The sequence below is a fragment of the Acinetobacter sp. YH16044 genome (assembly GCF_013417145.1).
Taxonomy (GTDB): Bacteria; Pseudomonadota; Gammaproteobacteria; order Pseudomonadales; family Moraxellaceae; genus Acinetobacter; species Acinetobacter amyesii.
The window spans coordinates 1-25951 of the sequence record NZ_VPEK01000030.1; the positions used below are offsets into that span (position 1 = coordinate 1).

Sequence of the window (25951 nt, forward strand, 5' to 3'; positions counted from 1 at the left end):
TGTACACAGCGCATTGGGTTATGTATCGCCTTTTGAGTTTGAAGCAATGTACTATGATAAGATTAACCCGTTAGGTCACGTGGCCTAACTTAAATAAAAATGTCTCCGACAAACCCGGTACGGTTCAAAATTTATATTTGTCTTTATTACATTTATCCTTCTCTTTATTTTCAACCTGATTTTTAAAAGGATCTTAGTAAAATTGTGGCAAATTTTACTAACTATTTTTATCTATACCATTAATAGCAAAATACAAAAACCTTTATCAGTTGTAGGCTTATTTTGGATTTCTCTTGGGCAATTTACGCTCAATATCATAAAACCTGCAGCTAAAGACGCCATTGATTCATCAGAGAAATTTCATAATTTTGAAGTCATAGAACACAGTGAAAAAATTGATAAAATTGTTCAAAGTGGTGGAATTTACTATGCATATTTAGTTGGTTTTTATATTTTATTTTTCACATTTACTTTTTATGTTATTAGTATTGGTAAAGATGCCCGTAAAGAAGCTGAAAATGAATTTAATAGCACAAAACATAATCAAATTATCATTGACGATGCCCTCATTACTGATTGGCTCGAAGCTAAAAAACTAACTATTACATATCCAGCTAAAGCTAAAGTTATCCATTGTGGCACGCAAAAATGTCTAATTGCCCTGCATACATCAAATTTAAAAGATGCGAATGGGCTCACTTTAAATACAAAACAAAACTACTTAATAAAGCTTGTAAACACTGAAAGTTATGTTGAATTAAAATAAAGTTATCTCTCGTGATTTTGTGCATAATTAATAAACTTGCACCTGAAATATTATGCAGAAAAATAAGTATCGAACATTTAATCAACACCCCAGACAGCAGCTGAAAATCTAATAGTAAAAGTTGTAATTATCATCAACCAAAATTTTTCGGCTGTTCCGAGATAACTAAATTTTCGCTTAAAAGAGAAGATGAGTTGTGATTATATTCCTAAGCATCTCTTCCGTACACTTGATGCGTCATCGAACTACAAAGCCGCTCAATGCGGCTTTTGTTATTTTAGTGGTTTGGGAATAGTGGATAATATTGTAAGTAACACCGTAAAATTCAATTGATTTTAGGGAATCATAAACTCCGTTTAGACATCTATCACATCAGCAAAGTTTGCACCCAAAACTTTTGCTAAATCTTCGGGTTTTAAACCAATGTCCAAACCACGCTTACCACCACTCACATAGATTTTAGCTAAGTTCTGTGCAGAAGCATCGATCACCGTTTTTAAGCGTTTTTTCTGTCCAACTGGACTAATACCACCAACCAAATAACCGGTTAAACGCTCTGCATCTTTTGGGTCAGCCATTTTGAGTTTTTTACAGCCAAATGCTGTGGCCACTTTTTTTAAATTTAGCTGATATTCAACTGGCAATACGGCAACAAAGTAATTTTTATCGTCCGTAACCATCAAGGTTTTAAAGACTTCTTCGACCGTTAAGCCAAGTTTTTCCGCAGCTTCTAAACCAAAACTTTTTGCTTCTGGGTCATGGTCATATTCATGAATTGTAAAGTCGATTTTATTAGATTTTAAGAGTTTACATGCAGGTGTCATTGCTTTTTCGTCATTCCATTCGGACAACTAAGAAAACTCGATTATAAGCCCATTCTCGAAAGACCGGCGAAGACTTTTATATTTTTCATGAACACTACTTGTGCAATAAGTTTGAGTTGAATACATTTAAACAAAGCAAAAATTTTAAAAAAATATGACAACGCTGACTCAAGACCTCATCCAATTATTAACTGTAGTGCCCAAAGATCAGGGCTACTTTTTGGCACAGAGCAAACCTCTGTTTGGTGACCATATTTTTGGTGGGCAATTACTTGCTCAGAGCATAGTCAGTGCATCCTTTACCTGCACACTCCCACTCCACTCTTTACATGCCAACTTTATTTCTGCGGGCCTTGCAAATCATCCCGTATTATTTAAAGTCGAAAATTTACGTGATAGCCATAGTTTTTCTACACGACAAGTGACCGCCATACAGCATGGCAAACCAATATATATGGTGATGTTGTCCTATATGAATAACGAAACGGGTATGGAGTATCAAATACCTGAACCAGATCTGATCCCACAGTTTCCACCAATTATGCTCAAAGAAGAGCAATTCTATAAATCGCAAATCCAATCATCTATTTCACCTGAATATCTATCCACATTTTTACAGCCTTTTCAGCTTATATCTAAACCAATTGAATACGTGCTGACAGATTTGCCACCGTCCGGTCAAACTTCTGTCTTAAATCAAAATCAATATGCAGAATATTTAAAACTCCATGATGCCTTGGATGCACAATTTGACCAACTTCATATACATCAGGCCATTGCAGCATACTATTCAGACTATAATTTATATTCTGCGGCGCTCAAAACACATGGTTTAAATTATCTGTCTCCTGAACTCTTCGCAACTAGTCTTGATCATTCGATGTATTTTCATCATGCCTTTAGGGTAGATAATTGGGTATTCTATGACATGAATACTACCCGAACCTCTCAATCACGTGGGCTTAGTCATGGACAAATGTGGCAAGATGGAAAATTAGTCGCAAGTACTACACAAGAAAATTTAATGCGTTATATAGGCGAATCGTGAGGCCTGTGACAATCTTTAACATTCAAATTCTTGTTAAGTTAAGCATCAAGCGTATAAAATTCATGCAAATCATACCGCTATAACAATAATATGCCTTCGATCTACCAGCTTAAGCCTGCATTTCAAAACTTACTTCGACCTTTGGTTAAATCACTTCAGCATCTTGGTATTACAGCAAATCAAGTAACACTACTGGCAATGTTCATTTCGCTAGCTGTGGCATTTTTTATTTATATCTATTTTTCTCACAACGGTATTGGCATTTTACTGTTGATTTTCCCCGTGTGGATGCTTATTCGAATGGGCTTCAATGCCATAGATGGCATGCTGGCACGTGAGTTCAACCAACAATCCAAACTCGGTGCTTTTTATAATGAATTATGTGATGTGATTTCCGACTCAGCACTCTATTTTAGTTTAATTTGTTTTGCTTTTATTCAAGCTGAATTACTTATTTTAACCTGTTTTCTCGCCATACTTGCCGAATATACCGGTGTGATGGCGCCATTAGTGGGGCAAGAACGTCGTTACGATGGTCCAATGGGAAAAAGTGACCGCGCTTTTGTATTTAGCATCATCTGCGTCATCATCGTGACCTCTTCTATATTGAATGTTGGCTTAAATACATTGTCTCTTATCTGCAATAGTATTTTGATTATTACCATCTTTTTATTATTTATTACGATTTATAACCGCATTAAAAATAGCATTATCAACCCACAATAAATTTCAGTTTAGATCGTCAGTCGATTCATTATTTTGAGAACAACACAATGTATAACAATACTCAGCATACCTTTACGAGCCATGATGGAACATCCTTGTTTTATCAACATTGGGAAAATAGCAGTTTAAAAAGCAACCGTAAGAAAAAAGCGGTGATCTTATTTCATCGTGGCCATGAACATTCGGGACGAATGGCGCATTTGGTCAATGAATTGAATTTGCCTGATTTTGATTTTTTCGCTTGGGATGCCCGAGGTCACGGTAATACTCCTGGTGAACGAGGAGATGCACCGAGCTTTTCTGCATGCGTTCAAGACATTCAATATTTTGTTCAGCATATAGAACAAAATTACCAAATTCGATCAGAAAATATAGCAATTGTAGCTCAAAGCGTTGGCGCTGTTTTAGCCGCGACATGGGTGCATGATTATGCCCCTAAAATTCGTGCTTTATGCCTTGCCTCGCCTGCATTTGACATCAAACTCTATGTGCCTTTTGCAAAACCCGGCTTAACACTCCTCAACAAATTCGCCGGCAACTTTTTTATTAATAGTTATGTCAAAGCCAAAATGTTGACGCACGATACTGCACGTGCGCAAAGTTATGAAACAGACCCGCAGATCGCTCGGGCCATATCAGTCCGGATGCTGCTGGGTCTATATGCAGCGTCAGATCGAATCGTTAAAGATGCACAAAATATTTTTGTTCCTACACAGGTTTTATGTTCAGGATCTGACTTCGTGGTGCATCAAAAACCGCAATTGGCGTTTTATCAAAAACTTCCTCATCCAATGAAGGAATTTCACGTCTTAGATGGTTTTTATCATGATACTTTGGGTGAAAAACATCGCAAAATCGCCACAGATAAAATCCATCGCTTTATTCAACAATGTTTTAAACAACCCTATTCCGCACCTAAACTTTTAGATGCCGATAAAATTGGCCCGAGCTGTGCTGTAGCAGAAACCTTAAGTTCAACGCTTCCAAAACATTCTTTAAAACATGCATTTTGGAGCTTAACCAAACAAAATCTTAAAATTGGTAGTCTCTTTTCCAAGGGCTTAAAAATTGGTGAAGAGACAGGATATGACTCTGGCAGCACCTTAGATTTTGTCTACAGAGATCAATCAGAAAGCCAAAATGCACTGGGTAAAATCATCGATCGACAATATTTAAATGCGATTGGTTGGCGTGGTATTCGCGTTAGAAAACAAAATATTGAAGCGCTATTAACGAAATATGCTTCTAAGTTACATGATGCCCAACACGCGGTACGGATTATGGATATTGCTGCAGGCCATGGCCGATATATTTTAGATGCTGTACAAAAACTGCCTCAACAGCCTGAATCCATCCTGCTTAGAGACTATAGCTCGATCAATGTACAAGCGGGTCAAGCAATGATTGAGCAAAGAGGTTTAAGCCAGATTGCCAAATTTGTAGAAGCGGACGCCTTTGATGCCACTTCTTTAGCCAGTGTTGAACCTAAACCGACTTTAGCTGTGGTATCAGGTTTATACGAATTATTTAGTGATAATGATTTACTTAGACAGTCCTTATCAGGCTTAAGTCAAGCCATTGAGAAAGATGGTTATCTCATCTACACAGGTCAAATTTGGCATCCGCAACAAGAATTTATCGCCCGTGCCCTGACCTCACATCGCCAAGGAGATGCATGGGTGATGCGTTTACGCTCACAAGCAGAAATGGATACATTAGTTGAGCAAGCTGGTTTCAAAAAAATCGATCAAGTTATTGATGAGTTTGGTATTTTCACCGTTTCCGTTGCACAAAAAATTTAAGCTTGGACGGTCAATCTTATGCATAAACTGGATACTGAAAAAGGAACTTGGAAATACGGCCTACTGTGTTTGGCATTTCTGGCACCTTTTTTCTTCTTAAGTTATGGTTTTGCCAATCAATACGCTGCGGGCTTAGCTTCCGTACCTGTTATCGTCTTTGAATGGGAAAAATATATTCCACTTTGGCCATGGAGTATTGTGCCTTATTGGTCGATTGATCTGTTCTATGGTTTGTCTTTATTACTTTGTTGGAATAAGTTTGAATTAAAACAACATGTACTGCGACTATTTTCAGCACAAATCATTTCAATCAGCTGCTTTTTACTTTTCCCGCTACGTTTTAGCTTTGAGCGCCCCGAACTCACAGGTTTTTTCGGGCTGTGGTTTGATGTCTTGATGGGCTTTGATAAACCGTTTAATCAAGCACCCTCTCTGCATATTGTGCTACTGGTGATTCTTTGGGATTTTTACCGTCGGCATAGCACAGGTAAGCTAAAATATCTGGTAGATGGTTGGTCCTTTTTGATTGGTCTCTCAGTTCTAACCACTTGGCAGCACCATTTTATAGATATCCCAACGGGTTTATTGGTCGGTGCCTTATGTTTATGGCTATTCCCGATGTCCTGTCCTACGCCATGGACTCAAAACAGCCAGAGTCGGCTAAGCTTAAAGCACATTAAAATCGGCATCCTTTATCTATTTGCTGCCTTATTTTGTGGCGCAATCGCACATGCAAAAGGTTGGTGGCTTTGGCTGCTCTATCCTGCAAGCAGTCTGCTTTTAGTTGCGTTTGCATATTTATTCAATCGACCCCATTTTTTTCAAAAACTCAGTCATGGTGATATGACAATTGCTGCAAAAATGCTATTCACGCCCTACTTTGTATTTGCTTGGATCAATAGCCGAATCTGGACCTATCGCCATCCTGAAGATTCTAAAATCATCAAAATCAATCAGAGTTATATTTATTTAGGTCGCTATCCGTCCAAACAGGTCATGCAACAATATGATGCTTTACTCGATTGTTGCGCAGAATTACCCACTTATCCAAAATGCTCCTATGCTCAACACTTGAGTTTAGACCTGATTCCTTTACAGGCCAATCAGCTGCATAACGCTGTAGAGTCTTTAGAACTATTCTTGAAATCTAATAACAATGATGAAGCACAAAACATCTTGGTCTTCTGTGCTTTGGGATATTCACGAAGTAGTGCTGTAGTTGCCGCATTATTATTGAAACAACATCCTGAATATTCAGTCGAAGATGTTTTACGGATTATTCGCCATAACCGTCCTTGGGTTGTGCTTAAAACACCGCAAATAAAACATTTAAATACTTATCGTTTAAAACTTAAAGGACTTGCACCATGAATTTACAACTTGTGGTGCTATCAAAGTTGTTACAATCCACCACTGGATTGCTCATTTCAGCTTATGTAGCAGCGATCCTCACGCTCTGGCTCATTATCCAGTTTGGTAATGTGATGCTATTCGATTTGCTATATTTATTAATTTGTCTAGTTTTGCTCGGAATACAACATTATTTAAGCCTGAGAATCAAATTTGATTCGGCACTTTTAGCCACTGTCGCTGAATACAGCCAAACTCAAAACCTTGAACAAACCACCAAGGAGCTGGACTTAAGTTTAATCAACTTAAAATTAATGCCTGCAAATAAATGTGGTCGCGCATGGGAGCTGCGTGAATTAGGTTGTCTGGCTTTATTTAAATGGCAGATCTTTGTGCTTTGCTTGCAATACATCGCATTCCTCTGCATATTTTTACTGTATAAATAATTCACAATAATTTGAAGCTATGCCAAATCCATTAGACACTTCAAGGAATGCTCACTCACCAATGAAAGGTAATTTTTTAAGCCGTTCAATTGCTCGCTATATTGCCTTTCTCACTCGTCGTGGTGCGCGGCTGCTCACGGGCGCGCGGAGTCTGTGGGTCGGGTGCAAACCGGTTATGAAACAGCGTATTTATTATGCAAATCATAATAGCCATATCGACTTTATTTTGCTTTGGTCATCACTGCCGACAGATCTCAGACGGAAGACGCGTCCTGTAGCGGCTTCGGATTATTGGTTAAAAGATGGCTTTCGACGTTTTCTCATTCAAGACACGTTTACTGGCGTCACTATTCAGCGAAATCGAGAGCAAAATCAAGATCCATTAGAACCGATCAAAACCGTATTAGCTCAAGGTGACTCGATTATTTTCTTTCCTGAGGGTACTCGAAATTTAAATGATGACGTTGAATTATTAGCCTTTAAAAGCGGCTTATTTCATCTCAAAAATCAATTTCCTGATGTTGAAATCGTGCCTGTGTGGATCTCAAATTTAAAACGTGTCATGCCTAAAGGCGCGCTTATACCATTGCCATTATTATCTACCGTTATTTTTGGCAAACCTTTAGAAGCCCATAATGAACAGAACAAATCTGAGTTTTTAAACTACGCTCAGGACGAATTACTCAAATTAAAAGCATTGGAGTATCAATAATGGAATTCACCAATGCGCAAATGACCTATGTATTGTTTGGTATCTTTGCGGTTATTTTGATTATTGCCTCAACCATTGGCTCAATACTAAAATTTAAAGCGGGTTATGCGCCGGCACCGGTCATCGACAATTTAAATGCGCGGATCAATGCATGGTGGGTCATGTTGTTGGTACTTGGTGTAGCAATTTCATTAGGAAAAATTGCCTTTGTGATCCTGTTTGCGTTGATTTCACTCTTTGCTTTACGTGAATTTATCAGTTTACTCCCAACCCGTCGCGGTGATTATCTTCCGTTGCTGATCGCTTTTTATTTTGTCATCCCTTACCAGTATTACTTGGTGTATATCGACTGGTACGGGCTATATTCTATTTTTATTCCGCTGTATGTATTTCTTCTTATCCCTATCGCTACACTCAAAGCCGAAGATACCACGCGATTTTTAGAGCGCAGTTCAAAAATTCAATGGGGTCTGATGATCAGCGTATTCTGTATTTCGCATGTGCCTGCGCTATTAAATCTTAAACTTCCCGGATTTGAAGGTGAAAAAATTTGGCTAGCGATCTGGCTGATCATGGTGGTACAAGCCTCCGATGTCTTACAATATGTCTGTGGCAAGCTATTTGGAAAACATAAAGTCGCACCGATACTTTCACCATCTAAGACCGTTGAGGGTTTAATCGGAGGCATTGCTTTAGCCACTGCACTAGGTGTTGCTATGTCATGGCTTACACCCTTTAGCTATCTACAGGCTGCATGTATTGGTTTTATTGTTTGTATATTCGGTTTCTTTGGTGGTCTTGTCATGTCAGCCATTAAACGCGATCGTGGTGTAAAAGATTGGGGACAACTCATCCAAGGCCATGGTGGCATGCTCGACCGAATTGATTCAATCTGCTTTTCTGCACCGATTTTTTTCCACATTTTGCGCTATTGGTGGTCTTAAGAAGTGACTAAGTTTCAAATAGAAAATTTGGGATTTTAAATGATGTTACGCATGTAGAATTAATTTCACATTTTAAAAATGATTTTTAAGTCTATGCGACGGTGTCTTACATCTAAGGATTGAATAAAGGTATTAGCCTTCGGCTGGAGATACTCTTACGAAACGTTGTTTCTCATTCGGCAAAATGAGAAGCGAAGCTTCGAAAGGAAACCATCTTGCGGTGCAATGCACCTCACCGACAAAACTCGTTCACTAACGTCTAATTATTCAATGAATCGCAGAAACATTTCTGATTACAATAAGTCTTGTCTCAAACAATTGCGGATGATGTTGCCGTGTATCGTTCTTTTATTTGAATCAACGTGCGCTTCTGATGTTACTGCGTAGCATCGGTTAATAATACACACAATAAAAAAATCCCAAACAAACAAGCTTGGGATTCTTCTCATCAGGTATTCGATTTAAACGACTGAAATTGCAAACTTTTTAAAAATACTTGCACGACGTTTAGGATGAATATTGGCTTTAGTTAAATCACCTTGATAGTGATCATAGACACGTTTATCCATCATCTTAAACCATATAGAGGGTACTAAAGCAGGAATTAGCATAGTGGCATAGCCGCTAGGCAACTCTGGGGCTTCATCAAAATGTCTTAATGCCTGAAATGGACGAGTCGGATAAGCATGATGGTCTGAATGTCGTTGTAATTGATACAAAAATAGATTGGTCACAATATTATTGTTATTCCAACTATGTTCAGGCATGGTACGCGCATAGCTTCCATCCGCTTTTTGCTCACGTTTCAGGCCATAATGTTCAATATAATTAATAATTTCAAAAAGGCTGATTCCATAAAAGGCCTGTGTAACTAAATACGGTGTCACGCCTTTACCAAACATTTTCAGCATCGCGGTATGAAAACCAGCACTCATCGCCCAACCATGAAACAGCTCATTGTCCTTCGAAAAGAAACTTAAACCTTTACGTTTTAAGCGTTGTTTCTCAATCTGCACCGCCGATTTAATTCCACCAAATACAGTGCGTGGCCAAAACTCATAAAAGGTTTCACCCATTTTTGAGGATGCAGGATCTTCAGGTGTTGCCGCACGTTTATGGTGTCCATAAGGATGTTCAATGCGGAAATGGCTATAACCCAAAGGTGCGAGCGTCGCATGTGCCCAATAATGGTCTTTTTTATGAGGTCGATGGCAGAGTTCATGTGCTGTATTTACACCGACGCCATTGATGGCACCCATCGAAATCCCAAGTAGAACTTGATCTAATAATGAAACATCTTTACGGGTAACCACATAGCCTGCAAAAGCATTCGCTGCCATTTGCAGTGGAATAAATAATTTGACGATCCGATCATAATAAGGATCATTCACTAAAACTTTGATGTCATCATCTGTCGGGTTATTGGCATCATCACCGATCAGTGCATCCAGTGCAGGAATAATGACATGCAGTAGAAGCGGCCCGCCCATGGCAAATAGTTTTTTTGTCGGTTTTGGACCAAAATGATAACCCGCCAAGATCCCCATACCAATGACTGGTAAACCTGGACTCAATAGCCAACCATAACGTTTTTTATCTAAAACACTACCGATTTTGCTTTCTAACTGAGCGAGCTGCTGTTCATTTAATTTTACTGGTGCATTCATGCGCTAGACTTCCCTATTTACTTCTTCTGTGTTTATATTCGTAAAATATGGGCAGCCAGAACAGTTTTAAGCGTCCAAAAAAACTATGTGATCGTCTTTGGCATTTAAGGATAAATGTTGACCTTTAAGCACATAGTGACCATCTATAAATACAAAATTAATATGAGTAAATATTTGAAATATGGATGCTTTAAGTAAAATTTTTGATGATATCCATCTCCACCGATCTGAATATATTTATTTGAGATCAAAGCATCCTTGGGCTTTTCATTTTCAAGATCACAATGCCATGGTTGCGTATGTGGTGATTCAAGGTCAGTGTGTTGTGCATATCGATCAAGAGCAGGTCTTACTTGAAGCTGGCGATCTTTGCCTTATTCCCTCAGGGCAAAACCATCACTGCAAATCTATACAGTCTGATGTCTTGGTCGAATCAGTGAACATCACGCCACTGTTTCAAGAGCAACGAAATAAAACCATTGAATTAAATTCTACCGAATCTCATGAAGCAGAAGAATTATTTGTACTGGCGATCCGTGGGCATGTCGACAGCATTATGGCAAAGCCCTTAGTGAATGCACTCCCCACGCTGTTACATACACCACATATCATGAGCAGTACCGCACCTGAATGGTTGCAAATTGGCTTACATTTTCTGGCCGTTGAAGCGCATCAGATCCGTCCAGGCCGCGACAAAATTTTGGATCATTTGGTGAGTATTTTATTTATCGAATGTGTGCGTGATTATATTGCAGCCTTGTCAGATTCAAGCAGTTGGTTGCATGCCTTGAGTCATCCTGAATTATCCAATGCTTTGGCCGCGATTCACGAACAACCCCAGCAAGCTTGGACTGTCGAAAGTTTGGCAGAACAATGCTGCATGTCGCGTTCTAAATTTGCCAGTTTATTCACCCAAATGCTCGGTGAATCACCACTCGCCTATTTGCAGCAACATCGTTTGCGACTGGCGACACAGCACTTACAAATGGGGCAACTGACTATTCAGCAAATTGCCCATCGTATCGGCTACTCATCTGAAACGGCATTTAGCCAAACTTTTAAAAAGTTTTATGACCTAACACCGAGCCAGTATCGACAGCAGCATCAACTCGCAAAAACTGAGTCACCTTAAAGGTTTAATCTAAAAGCTTTAAAATCGCTTCCACAGGGTTTTCACTGTTACCTGAAAGCAGTTGTTTATGCATGGTGATGTGCTGCATCACTTGAATTTGCGATTTTTCAACATCCATCAAGCTTTCAATTTCTGCTGCTAATTTTTCAGGCGTTGCATCATGTTGGATGAGTTCCTGAATCACCTTTTTGCCCGCAATAATATTTGGCAATGAATAATACGGAATTTTGATCAGCAATTTCACCACATGATAGGTCAGCCAATTTAACTTATAAAAGGTCACCATTGGACGGTGTAAAAGCATCGCTTCTAAAGTCGCTGTACCCGAAGCCAAAGCGACAATATTCGATGCGTTCATCACCAGACGGCCAATTTTAGATTCGGTATCGGTGTTTTCCATCAAGCGAACTTTGGCTTGTAATGCTTCAGGAAACTGCTTGAGCAACACTTCGATTTGCTGTTTACGTGCATCATTGATTGCAGGAATCAGGAACACATAGTCTGGATGCTGCTCCGTCAAAATCTGTGCGGCGGACAGTACCAAAGGCCCCAAACGCTCAATTTCGCCGCGACGGCTGCCCGGAAGTAATGCAATATGTTTTTGATGCTCATCTAAGCCTAACTCGTGTTTAGCTGCAACGAGTGGATTATCTAAAGGCAACTGACTTGCCAATGGGTGTCCGACAAATGCAGCCGGAACTTGCCATTTTTGAAAAAATGCTTTTTCGAAAGGAAATAAACAAAGAACTAAATCGATACTCGCCTTGATGCCATGCACACGGCCTTGTCGCCATGCCCACACTGAAGGGCTGACATATTGCACTGTTTTAATTGGTAGCTGCTTTTGCTTCAAGCTCTTGGATAAACGCAAATTAAAATCCGGCGCATCAATCCCCACAAAAACATCGACAGGATTTTCAGTCCATTTTTCAACCAGACCATCGCGTACAGCAAATAGTTTTTTAATATCTTTTAAGACCTCAACAATCCCCATCACCGATAAAATATCCATCGGATAATAGCTGTTAAAGCCTTCTGCAATCATTTGCGGACCACCAATGCCTTCAAATTCCGCATCAATCCCTTGCTCTCGAAAACTACGGATAAGCTTGGCGCCTAATGTATCCCCGGATACTTCCCCAACCACGATGCCAATTTTAAGTTTCCGATTTTGCAAAGGTCTGTCCTTTTAACTCAATGTTCTTTAGCTATAGATTCTATACGAGTCCTTCGCAAAGTTAATAGATTTCCTGAAAAAAGCTGCACGGTTTTAATTCACCATTTTAAGAATATTCATCACTGCTACTTAGCTGCTGATTAAAATTTTTCCGCCAATGGTTCGGATTTGTGCCGTATTTATTCTTAAACAATTTACGAAATAGCACTGCTATATTAAAACCTGCACTTTCCGCAATTTTATCAATCGAATAATCTGTCACTTCAAGCAATTCAGCCGCATATCGCAGTCTTTCATTATTTAACCAAGTGACAATAGGCAGCCCTGTTGCATGTTTAAAATGTCTGGTCAGTGTCCTTCTACTCATATTGGAATAAACGGCAAGTTCTTCAATAGTGTGCGGTTTCGACAGGTTATGCCGTAAATAATCGAGTAAACGATTGATCTCCGTATCGTAAGTCATTGTAGAAATCGGCTGTTCAATAAATTGCGCCTGTCCGCCCTCACGATGGGTTGGAATTACCATCAATCTCGATATTTTATTGGCAATTTTTGCCCCCGTAAATTTCTCCGACAATGTATAAACAACAATCTAAAGCAGCCCCGTACCTGAGGAAGTAATGAGGCCTGCATCTTCAATATATAAAGCATCTTTATCTAAGTTCACACATGGAAATTTTTGCTTAAAATCGGCACTGCCAGCCCAATGTGTCGTGACCTGTTTGTGGTCAAGTAACCCAGCATACGCCAATGGATATGCGCCATAGCAAAGGCCTGCAATCTTGATTCCCTTTTCATGTACCTTTTGTAAGGCTGTCATCAGCTCATGATCTGGCTTTTGATGGATATCATTCCACCCCGAAATAATTACAAGGTCAGCATCAAGCATCTGCTCTAAGCCGCCATCAGCCTGAATCATGACCGTCTTTTCAGTACGGACGGGCATTCCATCAACCGAAAACGTCGTTACTTCAAATAATTTCTGTCCCTCTATTTCAATATTAAATATGGTTTGCGGGACTGAAAAATGAAACAGCGGAATATTTGGATATATAAACAACGCAATTTTAGGTATAGACATCACGTGGCTATTCATAAATAAAGCCATTATACCATTTGGCCTAATAGTTTCTATTTATGTCTTTAAGGACAATATATTTAAAGCATTTATTTCCCAATAATAAAGTCATCTTTGTTATACGAATGCTTTTTATGAAAACATTTTTAAGCTATACGTTTTTAGCGACTGCTTTGGTTATCGGCTCTGCTTCGGCATGGGCAAATCAAGACAAAGTCCGTGATATTTCTAAAATCACTCAAGTTCAAGAAATACGCAATGCGACGGTCAAAATCAGCTATACAGATACGACCTTTTTAGTAGATCCGATGTTTGCACCCAAAGGGTTCTATGAAGGGTTTCCAAATACACATCGGAGTTATTTACGTAATCCATTGGTGGATTTACCGCTTAAAGCCGAAACCATTTTGGCGAATGTCGATGCCGTGATCATTACCCATACTCATCTCGACCATTGGGATGATGCTGCGCAAGCGGCGATTCCTAAAACGCTGCCGATCTATGTCCAAAACAGTCAAGATCAAAAGACCATCCAATCCCAAGGCTTTAAAGATGTACGCGTATTAACGAAAACCACATTTGAAGGTGTGAAGTTAACCAAAACTGGTGGACAACACGGTACAGATGCAATGTATCGTGTCCCAGAACTGAAAAAAGGCTTGGGTGAAGCCATGGGGATCATTTTTGAAGCCGTAGGACATGAAACCATTTATTTGGCGGGAGACACGATTTGGCGCCCTGAAGTGGATCAAGCTATTCAAAGCTCCCAACCTGATGTGATTATTTTAAATACAGGCAACGCCTTAGTCGATGGATTTAAAGAGTCGATTATTATGGGTAAAGAAGACACCTTACGCGCTGTGCAACAGGTACCGAAGGCTAAAATTGTCGCAGTGCATATGGATGCCATTAATCACATGTCGTTAACGCGTCAACAACTGGCAGCCTATGTAAAATCTCAAAATATTCAGGATAAAGTGTTGATTCTAGATGGCGAAACCTTATCTTTTTAAGGCATATTAGTCTTTTTAAGGCGTATGAGATTTAGCAGCAGTGGACTTTATGTACACTGTTGCATATATCGATAAATATCAAATCGAAAGCTAGGATAATAAAACTTAGTGTGCTTTGAGTGATTGGATATCCACTTCAGATATTCACCACCTTATATTCTTAATACATGATTTCACTGCAGCATAATCTCCATTTGAACTATTAACCACTTGAGAAAACCATAATCAATAACTTAGTTTAGATAAAATTCATTTATTTCAAAATTAAAGACATTCTTTATCTATTTTTTTCACAAGCAAATCACTAATCGAGACAACGACTTATATCAATTAGTCATAAGATATGCACGTTTTTTGATATTTGGCATTCAGCGATGGTCGGTCCTTTAGAGTTCATTCTGGCAGGTGTAATTGTAGGTTTCTGCGTAGGTATTACCGGTGTTGGCGGTGGTTCACTGATGACCCCGATCCTGATTAGCCTGTATAAAATTGAACCTCATATTGCGATTGGCACAGACTTACTATATGCCGCAATTTCAAAATTTTGTGGTTCTTTAGTCCATGCCCGTAAAATGAATATTGTATGGACCATTGTTATTTGGCTTGCAGTCGGCAGTATCCCTGCGTCTTTTGCGACCCATTGGGTACTGGAAAACTATCTGAGCCAATCGACACATTACAAAACGGTATTAACCATGTTTTTGGGTTTTATGCTGACGATTACTGGGATCTCAATTATTTTCCGTGGTCATATCGAAAAATTCTTTAATAAATTTCGAAAAACTGATCAGTTGGATGATATGAGTGCGGATCTTGAACGTATCAATTTCCAAGCTAAAAATAAGCGTGCATATATCATCATCATGGGGATTATTTTAGGCGTATTCGTTACCCTATCGTCTGTTGGTGCAGGTGCCTTCGGTATTATGGCTTTGGTGCTTATGTTCCCGAACTTACCGATGATTCGTATTATCGGCTCTGACGTCGTACATGCCGTGCTTCTTACACTGGTTGCAGGCTTGGGTCATATGAGCTCAGGTAATGTCGATTTTCATTTATTGGGTTGGTTATTGGTTGGTTCTATTCCAGCGATTGTTGTCGGAACTTTGATCAGCTCACGTTTACCAGAAAAAGTGATTCGTAAAGTCTTAGGCATTACCTTGTTTGTTTTAGGCATGAATTTCATCATTAATCCAGTAAAATCAAAACCTGTTGAAAAACCAACAACTGCAATGTTGATCGCACCGACGGTGAATAGTCAGCAGGTTTAAATTAACTGCCCGATTCATCACTTTTTTTTCAGAGACTTATTGATCTTTTTTATAACATTTGAATGCTATATTCATGTTATATTCGGCTCACGAAACAACCTTTTGTATAATCAAACCAGTGACGGCAATGAATACTTTACAGTCAAATTCTATTACCCAAAACGACATTGATGACGTGAATGTAAAAAGCATTCAGCCTCTTGTTACTCCTGCAGAACTAAAAAAAGAGCTACCTCTGACTGAAACTGCCTATCAAACAGTCCTTAAGGGCCGTGAAACTGTACGTAATATTTTAGATGGAAATGACAAACGTCTTTTTGTTGTCATTGGTCCATGTTCAATTCACGACACAGTCGCTGCACATGATTATGCTGACCGTTTAAAAGTTTTAAGCGACAAAATACAAGATACGATCTATGTCGTGATGCGAGTGTATTTTGAAAAACCACGTACCACTGTAGGTTGGAAAGGTCTAATTAATGACCCAGACATGAACGACTCTTTCAACATCGAAAAAGGCTTACGTATTGGTCGTAAACTTTTACTTGAATTGAATGAAAAAGGTTTGCCTTGTGCAACTGAAGCGCTCGATCCAAACTCACCACAGTACTACCAAGATCTTATCTCTTGGTCAGCGATTGGTGCGCGTACCACTGAAAGCCAAACACATCGTGAAATGTCTTCTGGCCTTTCTTCACCAGTTGGCTTTAAAAATGGTACAGATGGCGGTTTAACCGTTGCGACCAATGCCATGCAATCTGTTAAACATGGTCATAGCTTCTTGGGCTTAAGCGACCAAGGTCAAGTTTCAGTTATTCGTACCAGTGGTAACCCTTATGCACACGTTGTACTTCGTGGCGGTAACGGTAAACCAAACTACGACGCAGGTTCTGTTGCAGATGCCGAAGCGGCATTAGCCAAAGCAAAAGTTAGTGGCAAAATCATGATTGATACCAGTCATGCAAACTCAAACAAAGACCCGTACCTACAACCCCTTGTTCTGAAAAATATTACTGAACAAATCCTTGACGGAAACAAGTCAATCGTGGGTATTATGGTAGAAAGTCACTTAAAAGGTGGTCGTCAGGATATTCCTGCCAACCTCTGTGACCTCGAATATGGTAAATCAGTGACTGATGGCTGTATCGATTGGGATACGACTGAAAAAGTCTTGTTAGAGATGCATGAAGCACTTAAAGACGTGTTACCGACACGCTAAGTGAATGAAAAACGCCATCTTCGAGATGGCGTTTTACTTTGAAGGATTATTTGTCAGATGAATGAAATCGAAAATGCGTTAAGTCACATTGAAAACTTCCAATATATACATGAACACTTATTAACGTCCGGTCAACCATCTCCTTCTGAGCTTCAAACGATCAAAGAATATGGTGTTTCAACGGTTATCAATTTAGCACTGACCGATGCATCCAATCATATCGAGCATGAAGACCGCATTTGCCTAGATCTAGGCCTGAACTATATCCAAGTTCCGATCTCTTGGGATACCCCTTCAGATGATCAATGCCTTTTAGTACTCGATATGATTGACCATTTGGTTCAAGGTCAAACGGTTTGGCTACACTGTGCGAAAAACTTCCGTGTCAGCTGTTTGATGTATTTATATCGTCAATACTATATGGATGTTGATATGCCAAAGGCTCAAGATTTGATGCATCAAATTTGGGAACCCAATGAAACATGGACAGGTTTAATCCATGCGGTTGCCTTACAACTTCAAGGCCGTAAAGCAACTCAAGATTTACAACATGCACTGATCCATCCAGATCATTTTGCGTGAGAAATCAGTACTGTTGCAGTAGAAAGAATACCTTCTTGGCGACCAGTAAACCCTAATTTTTCGGTGGTGGTCGCTTTGATGCTAATTTGTGTAACTTCAACATCCATAACATCTGCGATACTTTGACGCATTTCTAAATTATGTTTTGCTAGTTTAGGGCGCTCACAAGCCACGGTAATATCAGCATTATTAAGTACATATCCACGATCTAAAATCAGTTGGTAGACGTGTTTTAAAAGTACTCGACTATCGGCACCTTTAAATTTTGGATCTGTATCTGGAAAATGCTGACCAATATCTCCAAGTGCCAAAGCTCCTAATAATGCATCACAAAGCGCATGCAATACCACATCACCATCTGAATGTGCTTTGAGTCCATGTGTATGTGGAATTTGAACACCAGCAAGCGTTACAAAGTCACCTTCTTCAAATGCATGCACATCCATGCCCTGACCGATACGAATTTGAGCTATCATGCTTGAGTTCCTTGAGAAAATAATGATTGAAATCTTGTATTCACGCTTTCTATTTCGCTATAGTGTGGGCAAGCGCAACATAGTGAAAGTATAAGCGATCATGCTGTTGAAAACTGAAATAAATATCATCAAAAAATTCGGACTGGTTCTGCTAATAGGTTCTAGCCTAGCGATGTTTACGCATGCAGAAAAGATAGACTGTGATCAGGCCAATACTCAGGCAAAAAAAAATTACTGTTCTAACGGTTTTGAAGAACAACGTGAAAAGCTAGATGGGCTTTTTTTAACAGCGCAGTTGATTACCGATGCCCCAATACGCTTACTGATAGATACGCAAAAATTATGGTATAGCCGAGTTCAGCAATGCAAAAACTTGGAGTGTTTTAAACAACAATTTGAGCTTCGCCATGAAGATTTGAATATCTACACCTCGATGAACCAAAGTTTAACGCAGCATTATCTGAAATTTGAAAATGGTCATTTTGCGACATCACCTGTACATTTAAAGGTACATCAACTGGGCAAAGACAGCATCAAAATTGAAGGCATTGCCTATCGTAATCCTAACAATCGAGTCGAAACACAAACCATCCCATTTTTAGCTTACACAACACCCGAACAAAAAAATCAAATCACAGATAATGAACACGACTGCAAATATCAGTTCAATTACAGCAAAGCTTTACTCTCAGTAAAAACTGAACAAAAAGGCTGTGAACGTTTTGCAGGGATTTATCGTTTATATGATTAAGATCAAATTCGAATGACTTAGAAACATCAAAAAAGCCTCAACATTGAGGCTTTTTTGATGTCTACAATTTTTTGATGTCTACAATATGTCAGTTAAATCGGATGTGTTTGCTGCACTTGCTGGCTAATCATTGCAGCAGTTGCCGCAGATAAAGTCCATCCAAGGTGACCATGCCCTGTATTATAGAAAATATGATCTCGCTTACCTGCATGCACTACTGGCATCATATTGGGCATCATTGGTCGTAAACCCGCCCATGGCACCACATGTTCTGTTGATAGATTAAAGTTACGATTCGACCAATCAATTAAGGGCTGAATGCGATCTGCACGAATGTCTCGGTTATAGCCATTAAACTCTGCCGTGCCTGCAACACGTAGTCGATTTGCACCTAAGCGTGAAGTCACAATTTTGGCACTTTCATCCAACAGACTCACCCAAGGCGCATTGGTCTGACTTTGTTCATCATTTAAGTTTATGGTAATTGAATATCCTTTGACTGGATAGACATTTACACGGTCACCGAGTTTATGTGCAAGTTCATAACTACCTACGCCACCACAGACCACCACAGCATCTGCTTCAAGTATGGTATCAGCATCAGGATGTTCCATATTTTCATCACTGGCTTTTAACTGAACATTGACACCTTTTGCATGATGTTCAAAGTCAGTCACCTCAAAGCCCCACATATATTTCACATCAAAGCGTTCTGTTGCTTTAGCAAGCTGCGTCGTAAATTTATGGATGTCGCCCGTGGCGTCCCCTGGGCAATAAAATCCACCATAGTATTCACCTGTCAGACTAGGCTCAATGTCACGGATTTCAGCTAATGTCACAGGATGACGCTCTAAGCCACCCTCACAGAGCATATGATTAACTTGAGTCGCCACCTCATAATCATGTTGATTATGAAAGAAATGTAAAATGCCGCGTTTTTCTAAATCAAACTGCAAGTTTTCATGCTCAGCAATTTCAAATAAACGCTGACGTGCCATCAATGCGAGACGGACGGTCTCGTGAGTATTTTCACGGTAATCTTTAATATGCCCCATAAACTCAAAGAGCCATGAATATTTGTGTAGATTAAAACTTGGATTTAATAATAATGGCGCGGTTTTTTGTGACATCCATTTGATGCCTTTCACTACCGTTGCTTTTTGGTTCCAGACTTCAGCATTACACGCTGATAATTGTCCACCATTGGCAAACGACGTTTCCATCGCAGGATAAAGATGTTTATCGACCACAGTGACACGATAACCGAGTAATCCGAGTTCGTAAGCTGTCGTTACCCCAGTAATACCTGCACCAATCACAACAATATGACACATATAGGCTCCTTGGAAATTATATTTCCTATGTTCGCCCCATCTGTCATTGTTACCTGAGAGCTTTGGTTCTTTGCTAAGCAATGTGAACCTTCCCCTTCGGTGAGTAGGTCTAGCCTACTTCTCTCCAGATTTTTTATATGATTACAGTCCTTTTGCCTGAGAGTTTCCTGGGGGAACTTGCTCCTTCGGCGAGCACGATCTGTGCTTCTCTCCTGCAATCATCCATTCGTTTTTTATTCGGCATTCATCTTGGTATTGCCTTAGTTAGATATGAGCAATATTTGTACCAAATCTCAAGTCCTATTTGGGTCAATATTGTTAAATATTATTTTTATATCAATTTAAGTTGTTAGGCTATAAATTTAAAATCATTTTTTTTACACCTAAATACTTAATCTTTAAAATAAAGGGTTAAAATATTAAATGAAATTTATATCTAGAAAGATTGAAGTTTTATGTCGGATTCTACGCTTTTCTCTCGCTTTGCATCTGTGATCAAAACACATTCTATTGAAGAATTAACCCAAAGTGATTTACTCCTACTTAAGACTCTAGGAACTATTCAAAGCTTTTATGCACCATTCGAGGCCATAAATCATGATGCAAAAGTGGTCATTGTCGGCATCTGCCCAGGCCAACAACAATGGCGTAATGCATTAATCGCAGCAAAGGACGGCTTAGAACAGCAAGTATCTGAGGAAAACATTCTTAAACTTGCCAAGAATAGTGGCGCTTTTAGTGGTCCTATTCGTAAAAATTTAACTCAACTGCTAGATCATATTGGATTACACAATCAATTAGGCATTCAGACCACCGCAGAGCTCTTTAGCAATCATCAAGATATGGTGCAAATGTGCTCGGTTTTACAGCAATGCATTTTGATCAATGGAAAAAATTATGCAGGTTTAACGCCCGCAATGTTGAAAAATGAATTATTAAAACAACATATTGATGATTATTTTATTCCTATGATTCAACAGCTTCCGAACGCAATTTATATTCCGCTAGGCAAAGGTGTAGATGAGGTTTTAAATTATGTAAGCAGCTTAGGCTATTTAAAAGATCAGCAGATTTTAGCAGGACTTCCCCATCCATCGGGTGCGAATGCTGAACGGATCAAATATTTTTTAGGTGAAAAACCACGTGATCAATTGTCTCGACAAACCAATCCCGATCAGATTGATAACGCAAAATCACAAATCTTGCTTAAATTATCCAATCTTCAATAAAGTCCGCTTAACATCACTGAAAATATTATTTATTTGAATATCCGCTACTTATATTAATGCACCACTCGAACAAAACTAGAAAAGTGTGATGTATTTTACTTTTTTGTTTTTCTGTGTGAATATGCGCCAAAATAAATATTGCTTATAAAAATAACGCTAACATGGAAAAACACATGAAAAATTATTTAGTTCTAGGATTTACACTCCTACTACTCACAGGTTGTATTACCGTACCTAAAAATAAACCTGAAACAAGAACCTTGAAGCTAAATGGTGTGAATACCGTTGAAAACAGTAACGTAATCCAACGAACCATTACTCGAGGTCAATTACTGTGTGAAACTGGACAAAAATGTCCTGAACTTGCAATTGATTAGCAAAAGAATAAAAGTGAGTATGCACTTTCACTGCATTCTTATGATCAACAGCAGCTTGATATGAATGAAATATCTTTTGTGATCGACGGCAAAGTATTGTCTTATCCTGCAATAGGTCAAACAAATTATCGTCGCTTAGATAATTCAAATGTGATTGATTCTTCTAATACCGTGATGATCCCAGATACTGTGCTTAAACAATTCTGTGACGCAAAAGATATTGCGGTGATTATGAATACCAACCAAGGAGAAATCGCACACTATATGTTAAAAAATCAAAAATCTTCAGATGCCTATCGACTATTTTTACGTGCTTATTCTTAAGCCCAAATAGTCTAAAATAAAAATCCCAAAAGTTAGTGTATGTTTTCTTTTGGGATTTTTTATTCATCTCGCTTTATAAATTGATCAAATACATCATATGATCTTTATTTTATTCGTTTAATTAATTGTTTAATTGTCAGTTCACAAATCGGTTGACCTACCTCTAGATGAAGAGGATAGGCTTGATTTTCATTTGTTAGCTTATAGCCACGCCGTTGATAATATTTTATTAATTCTAAACGCCGATCAATCACATACATGACAAATTCTTCAACATTGGGTTCAATCAACGTCGCTTGCTGTTCTGCAAATTGCAATAATTTTTTTCCTAAGCCCTGAGCTTACTCATCTGGGTGAATTGCAAAATGACCAATTTCACTGCTCATTCCCTGCATTTGAATCCCAATACACCCCATGATCTGCGCATGTACCGACTCCATCACATATAGATGAAAATCCTTTTTTTGTAAGAGTTGGCTGAGTTGAGAGACATTTATTCGATTTCCTCGAACAATATGATGTTCCGTGGTCCAACTCTTAGGATGATTCTCCCGATAGGCTATATTCATTAAGCTTTCGAGCTGCTGAATATCACCAAGTAAAGCATTTCTTATATTCATATTTTTTAGCTATTTATTTTCATGGGTCTATTTTACTGAAATAAAAAAACCAGACAATTGTCTGGTTTTTTTATGCAATTTGCTCATCAGTGTAGCTCGCTAGCGCTATTCACCAACCGCATCGGAACAAAAAGCAGTGCTTTGTTATTTATCCTCTGTGACTCGCTAACGTTACTCACCAAACCACGTTTGGAACAAAGCAACGCTTTGTTATTTATCCACTGTGACTTGCTAAAGCTATTCACCAACCGCATCGGAACAAAGCAGCGCTTTGTTTCCTCACTTGGGTTCAATTGGGGCAAATGGAGCGACAACATCCGCATTTTGTGCACGGTTACGCATGAAGTGATCCATGAGCACAATTGCCAACATTGCTTCTGCAATTGGTGTCGCACGAACACCGACACAAGGATCATGGCGACCTTTGGTCAATACATCTGTATCTTGACGATTAATCGTAATGGTTTTACCCGGCGTAGTAATGGAAGCTGTTGGTTTCAAGGCGATCGCAACACGAATGTCTTGACCACTCGAAATACCGCCCAAAATGCCGCCAGCATGGTTTGCCAAGAAACCATCCGTTGTTAACTCATCACGGGTTTCATGACCAAACTGCTCGGCAACACCAAAGCCATCACCAATTTCAACACCTTTTACAGCGTTGATGGACATCATAGCATGTGCAATATCTGCATCTAAACGATCAAATACAGGCTCGCCCCAACCAACTGGCACTTGCGTCGCAATAATTTCCAGTTTGGCGCCACAGCTCGTTCCTTGTTCACGAAGTGACGTCACGAGAGCTTCAAAACGTGGGACGGCATCAGCATCACCACAGAAAAATGGGTTATTCGGAACTTCATTCCAGTCCAATTTCTGTGCTTTTTCGGTACCAATTTGCGTTACATGACCACGAATTTCGATGCCGAATTTCTCAAACAAGAATTTTTTAGCAATCGCACCTGCAGCAACACGCATCGCAGTTTCACGAGCACTCGAACGGCCACCACCACGATAATCACGGAAACCATACTTATGTGTATACGTATAGTCTGCATGACCCGGACGGAAGGTTTGCGCAATGTTGCCATAATCTTTTGATTTTTGATCTGTGTTACGGATCAATAGACCAATCGATGTACCGGTTGTTTTACCTTCAAATACGCCTGAAATAATTTCAACTTCATCGGGTTCTTTACGCTGAGTCGCAAACTTAGATGTGCCCGGCTTACGACGATCCAAATCCTTTTGCAAATCGGCTTCAGTCAGTTCAATACCCGGTGGAACCCCATCCACAATGGCCATCAGACCAACGCCATGAGATTCACCACAAGTCGTTACACGGAAGAGTTGCCCTATACTATTACCTGCCATGTCAAACGACTCCTTATGCTTGAACAGATTGAATGAATAAATCTCGGTATTCGCGGCATTGAGCAGCAGTCAATGCAAAGATACCTGTACCGCCTTTTTGGAATTGTAACCAGTAAAAATCAACGGTATTGAAGTTTTGACGCATTGCCCATTCTGAGTTACCCACTTCGATCACAATTAAGCCATCTTCAGTCAGGTAATCTGCAGCTTGTGCCAACATTTTACGTACAAGATCCAAACCATCTTGACCCGCAGCAAGCGCCATTTCAGGTTCATGGTGGAATTCTTCTGGTAAATCTGCCATGTCTTCAGCATCCACATACGGTGGATTCGACACGATTAAATCATATTGATTTTCTGCTGGAATTTTGGCGAATAAATCAGACTCAAGTAAAGCCACTTGATATTGTTTATTGTGGTGTTCACAGTTAATTTGCGCCACTTCAAGTGCATCTTTAGATAAATCTGTTGCATCAACTTCAGCATCTGGGAATGCATAAGCTAAAGCAATCGCGATACAACCTGAACCCGTACACATATCTAAAATGCGCTGAGGAGTTTTTGGATTGGCATTTTCAGGTAGATTATTAACCGCAGCACCCATTTCGCCATTTTCACCTAAGCAATATGGCGCAAAACGGTTTTCAATTAACTCTGCAATTGGAGAACGTGGAATCAGTACACGTTCATCGACATAAAATGGCTTACCAAAGAAATATGACAAGTTTAGTAAATAAGACGTCGGAACTTTTTCATTAATACGACGTTCTAACAATGCTAAAAATTCTGCAACTTCACTTGGCAATAATTTCGCATCTAAGATTTCCGCATCTGCATTCCAATCTAGAGATAACGTTTGTAAAACCAATGCTGAGCTTTCAGCAAAATAGTCTTCTGTACCTTGTCCTAAGTGGGCATCATATTGACGTAAAGCTGTTACCCCAAAGCGGATATAATCACGAATTGTTGATAGGTTTTCAGCTGCTTCCTGTAAATGTTCAGGGCTAATAGTCGGTCGATCCACTTAAGGCGTCTCCAGTTCATAATTTTTTAAACGCCCTATGATACCTTGTTTTGATGCTATTTATAATAAAAATACGGCATTATTCACCGCTTGAAAGCATTTCATAACCGTATATATGAGGTCTGATACATTCACTGAAATGAAATGTGTACTTTAGGCCTTTCTTCAGCATTTTATAAAACCAAATAGATGAAAATTACGAATAAAAACCAATTCAAGCTCAATTGTTTAGCAATTTGTACTTGATCCTAAGCTTTATTTTCTTAAAATCATCCCCATACAAACAGTTAAATTTTAAATGCGGAGCTCCAATGAGCTATAAGCACAATAACCTCATGGCTATGCGTCAAAGCTATTGGGAAGACACTCAGTCTTTAAACGTGCAAACTGAAAAGGCATTTTTTCAGCAACTACTGATCGAACATCAAGTTTTCCCTGATGCGAGTCTAGAAAACGCACGTACCCTATTTTTTAGCTTACCGAGCATTATTATTGTCAAAGGTTATGCTGCCGGATTTAAAGACGAATCTGTCCAACATCTTATTCATCAACATATTGAAGAACATAAAGCTGCATTGATGCAAAATGATACGGTAAAAATCAAATATCGTTTATAGTTTTATTTCTAATGTGCCTGTCTACGCGGCATCTTGCTTAAGTTTGCAAATGCTTACTGCATATTCAG

Annotated in this window: 29 protein-coding genes and 1 riboswitch; of the genes, 18 read left to right on the forward strand and 11 right to left on the reverse strand. The window is 39.2% G+C overall.

Translation table 11 applies throughout. The features are described from left to right. Positions 1 to 202 precede the first annotated feature (202 nt). Positions 203 to 766 carry a hypothetical protein gene (locus tag FTV38_RS13685; RefSeq protein ID WP_180022768.1) on the forward strand — a complete coding sequence of 188 codons (564 nt, stop codon included), beginning with the start codon at positions 203 to 205 and terminating at the stop codon, positions 764 to 766. A 356-nt stretch (positions 767 to 1122) separates the two neighbouring features. Here FTV38_RS13685 and ybaK read toward each other — a convergent pair whose 3' ends face one another. Next, positions 1123 to 1590 carry a Cys-tRNA(Pro) deacylase gene (gene ybaK, locus FTV38_RS13690; protein WP_180022788.1) on the reverse strand — a complete coding sequence of 156 codons (468 nt, stop codon included), beginning with the start codon at positions 1588 to 1590 and terminating at the stop codon, positions 1123 to 1125. A 154-nt stretch (positions 1591 to 1744) separates the two neighbouring features. Here ybaK and FTV38_RS13695 point away from each other — a divergent pair, with 154 nt between their 5' ends. The 7 genes from FTV38_RS13695 (at position 1745) to FTV38_RS13725 (ending at position 8618) form a co-directional block, all read left to right on the forward strand. Then, entirely contained in the window at positions 1745 to 2638 is an 894-nt protein-coding gene (locus tag FTV38_RS13695) for an acyl-CoA thioesterase II (protein ID WP_180022769.1), read from the forward strand. A 90-nt stretch (positions 2639 to 2728) separates the two neighbouring features. Then, on the forward strand, positions 2729 to 3364 hold the full coding sequence (locus FTV38_RS13700) for a CDP-alcohol phosphatidyltransferase family protein (RefSeq protein ID WP_180022770.1): 636 nt from the start codon (positions 2729 to 2731) through the stop codon (positions 3362 to 3364). A gap of 47 nt (positions 3365 to 3411) precedes the next feature. After that, positions 3412 to 5166: a bifunctional alpha/beta hydrolase/class I SAM-dependent methyltransferase gene (locus tag FTV38_RS13705; protein WP_180022771.1), complete on the forward strand. Its 1755-nt coding sequence runs from the start codon at positions 3412 to 3414 to the stop codon at positions 5164 to 5166. An 18-nt stretch (positions 5167 to 5184) separates the two neighbouring features. Further along, a complete protein-coding gene (locus tag FTV38_RS13710) occupies positions 5185 to 6537 on the forward strand; it encodes a phosphatase PAP2 family protein (protein ID WP_180022772.1) in 1353 nt (450 codons plus the stop codon). Next, complete coding sequence (locus FTV38_RS13715; RefSeq protein WP_180003781.1) at positions 6534 to 6962, forward strand: hypothetical protein; 429 nt, start codon at positions 6534 to 6536, stop codon at positions 6960 to 6962. The genes FTV38_RS13710 and FTV38_RS13715 overlap by 4 nt, the downstream gene beginning before the upstream one ends. Positions 6963 to 7023: 61 nt before the next feature. Further along, on the forward strand, positions 7024 to 7674 hold the full coding sequence (locus FTV38_RS13720) for a 1-acyl-sn-glycerol-3-phosphate acyltransferase (protein ID WP_180022773.1): 651 nt from the start codon (positions 7024 to 7026) through the stop codon (positions 7672 to 7674). Then, positions 7674 to 8618 carry a phosphatidate cytidylyltransferase gene (locus FTV38_RS13725; protein WP_078191012.1) on the forward strand — a complete coding sequence of 315 codons (945 nt, stop codon included), beginning with the start codon at positions 7674 to 7676 and terminating at the stop codon, positions 8616 to 8618. Before FTV38_RS13720 ends, FTV38_RS13725 begins: the two co-directional genes overlap by 1 nt. 461 nt (positions 8619 to 9079) lie before the next feature. On the opposite strand, the gene FTV38_RS13730 is transcribed toward FTV38_RS13725, so the two are convergent. Continuing rightward, positions 9080 to 10285, reverse strand: a complete 1206-nt coding sequence (locus FTV38_RS13730; protein ID WP_180022774.1) for an alkane 1-monooxygenase — start codon at positions 10283 to 10285, stop codon at positions 9080 to 9082. 181 nt (positions 10286 to 10466) lie between these two features. Here FTV38_RS13730 and FTV38_RS13735 point away from each other — a divergent pair, with 181 nt between their 5' ends. Then, a complete protein-coding gene (locus FTV38_RS13735) occupies positions 10467 to 11417 on the forward strand; it encodes an AraC family transcriptional regulator (protein ID WP_180022775.1) in 951 nt (316 codons plus the stop codon). 4 nt (positions 11418 to 11421) lie between these two features. On the opposite strand, the gene lpxB is transcribed toward FTV38_RS13735, so the two are convergent. The 3 genes from lpxB to FTV38_RS18305 form a co-directional block, all read right to left on the reverse strand. Further along, entirely contained in the window at positions 11422 to 12594 is a 1173-nt protein-coding gene (lpxB, locus tag FTV38_RS13740) for a lipid-A-disaccharide synthase (RefSeq protein WP_180022776.1), read from the reverse strand. Positions 12595 to 12700: 106 nt separating this feature from the next. Then, positions 12701 to 13120, reverse strand: a complete 420-nt coding sequence (locus FTV38_RS18300; protein ID WP_306669475.1) for a helix-turn-helix domain-containing protein — start codon at positions 13118 to 13120, stop codon at positions 12701 to 12703. Positions 13121 to 13186: 66 nt separating this feature from the next. Next, on the reverse strand, positions 13187 to 13690 hold the full coding sequence (locus FTV38_RS18305) for a DJ-1/PfpI family protein (RefSeq protein WP_306669476.1): 504 nt from the start codon (positions 13688 to 13690) through the stop codon (positions 13187 to 13189). Between the two features lie 116 nt (positions 13691 to 13806). Between FTV38_RS18305 and FTV38_RS13750 the strand changes: the two genes are divergently transcribed. From FTV38_RS13750 to FTV38_RS13765, 4 genes are all read left to right on the forward strand, one after another. Then, complete coding sequence (locus FTV38_RS13750) at positions 13807 to 14685, forward strand: MBL fold metallo-hydrolase (protein ID WP_180022777.1); 879 nt, start codon at positions 13807 to 13809, stop codon at positions 14683 to 14685. A 374-nt stretch (positions 14686 to 15059) separates the two neighbouring features. Further along, on the forward strand, positions 15060 to 15956 hold the full coding sequence (locus FTV38_RS13755; protein WP_078193863.1) for a sulfite exporter TauE/SafE family protein: 897 nt from the start codon (positions 15060 to 15062) through the stop codon (positions 15954 to 15956). A gap of 127 nt (positions 15957 to 16083) precedes the next feature. Beyond that, on the forward strand, positions 16084 to 17175 hold the full coding sequence (locus FTV38_RS13760; protein WP_143221612.1) for a 3-deoxy-7-phosphoheptulonate synthase: 1092 nt from the start codon (positions 16084 to 16086) through the stop codon (positions 17173 to 17175). A gap of 57 nt (positions 17176 to 17232) precedes the next feature. Continuing rightward, positions 17233 to 17757, forward strand: coding sequence for a protein tyrosine phosphatase family protein (locus FTV38_RS13765; RefSeq protein ID WP_180022778.1), 525 nt, complete (start codon positions 17233 to 17235; stop codon positions 17755 to 17757). Here the strand turns inward: FTV38_RS13765 and ispF are convergent. After that, positions 17745 to 18233: a 2-C-methyl-D-erythritol 2,4-cyclodiphosphate synthase gene (ispF, locus tag FTV38_RS13770; protein WP_168378679.1), complete on the reverse strand. Its 489-nt coding sequence runs from the start codon at positions 18231 to 18233 to the stop codon at positions 17745 to 17747. The genes FTV38_RS13765 and ispF overlap by 13 nt on opposite strands. Positions 18234 to 18333: 100 nt before the next feature. Here ispF and FTV38_RS13775 point away from each other — a divergent pair, with 100 nt between their 5' ends. Next, a complete protein-coding gene (locus FTV38_RS13775; RefSeq protein WP_180022779.1) occupies positions 18334 to 18984 on the forward strand; it encodes a hypothetical protein in 651 nt (216 codons plus the stop codon). 92 nt (positions 18985 to 19076) lie between these two features. On the opposite strand, the gene FTV38_RS13780 is transcribed toward FTV38_RS13775, so the two are convergent. Further along, positions 19077 to 20318, reverse strand: coding sequence for a D-amino acid dehydrogenase (locus FTV38_RS13780; RefSeq protein WP_180022780.1), 1242 nt, complete (start codon positions 20316 to 20318; stop codon positions 19077 to 19079). A 134-nt stretch (positions 20319 to 20452) separates the two neighbouring features. Further along, a riboswitch (glycine riboswitch) is annotated at positions 20453 to 20543 on the reverse strand. A 230-nt stretch (positions 20544 to 20773) separates the two neighbouring features. On the opposite strand from FTV38_RS13780, the gene FTV38_RS13785 reads away from it, so the two are divergent. The 3 genes from FTV38_RS13785 to FTV38_RS18150 all read left to right on the forward strand — a co-directional run bounded on the left by FTV38_RS13785 (position 20774) and on the right by FTV38_RS18150 (position 22248). Then, positions 20774 to 21547 (forward strand): hypothetical protein, encoded by a 774-nt coding sequence (locus FTV38_RS13785; RefSeq protein WP_180022781.1) that lies wholly within the window; start codon positions 20774 to 20776, stop codon positions 21545 to 21547. A gap of 173 nt (positions 21548 to 21720) precedes the next feature. Next, complete coding sequence (locus tag FTV38_RS18145) at positions 21721 to 21924, forward strand: hypothetical protein (protein WP_257222271.1); 204 nt, start codon at positions 21721 to 21723, stop codon at positions 21922 to 21924. 60 nt (positions 21925 to 21984) lie between these two features. Further along, positions 21985 to 22248, forward strand: coding sequence for a hypothetical protein (locus tag FTV38_RS18150; protein WP_252725827.1), 264 nt, complete (start codon positions 21985 to 21987; stop codon positions 22246 to 22248). 104 nt (positions 22249 to 22352) lie between these two features. On the opposite strand, the gene FTV38_RS13795 is transcribed toward FTV38_RS18150, so the two are convergent. The 4 genes from FTV38_RS13795 to prmB all read right to left on the reverse strand — a co-directional run bounded on the left by FTV38_RS13795 (position 22353) and on the right by prmB (position 25266). Then, entirely contained in the window at positions 22353 to 22565 is a 213-nt protein-coding gene (locus FTV38_RS13795; protein WP_180022782.1) for a hypothetical protein, read from the reverse strand. A gap of 24 nt (positions 22566 to 22589) precedes the next feature. Further along, positions 22590 to 22868, reverse strand: a complete 279-nt coding sequence (locus FTV38_RS13800; protein ID WP_180022783.1) for a hypothetical protein — start codon at positions 22866 to 22868, stop codon at positions 22590 to 22592. A gap of 279 nt (positions 22869 to 23147) precedes the next feature. Next, the gene (gene aroC / locus FTV38_RS13805) at positions 23148 to 24242 is read right to left on the reverse strand and encodes a chorismate synthase (RefSeq protein ID WP_180022784.1); all 1095 of its coding nucleotides are present in this window, start codon (positions 24240 to 24242) and stop codon (positions 23148 to 23150) included. A gap of 13 nt (positions 24243 to 24255) precedes the next feature. Further along, positions 24256 to 25266, reverse strand: a complete 1011-nt coding sequence (gene prmB, locus FTV38_RS13810) for a 50S ribosomal protein L3 N(5)-glutamine methyltransferase (protein ID WP_078193871.1) — start codon at positions 25264 to 25266, stop codon at positions 24256 to 24258. Between the two features lie 311 nt (positions 25267 to 25577). On the opposite strand from prmB, the gene FTV38_RS13815 reads away from it, so the two are divergent. Next, a complete protein-coding gene (locus FTV38_RS13815) occupies positions 25578 to 25883 on the forward strand; it encodes a hypothetical protein (protein WP_078191029.1) in 306 nt (101 codons plus the stop codon). Positions 25884 to 25951: the final 68 nt, after the last annotated feature.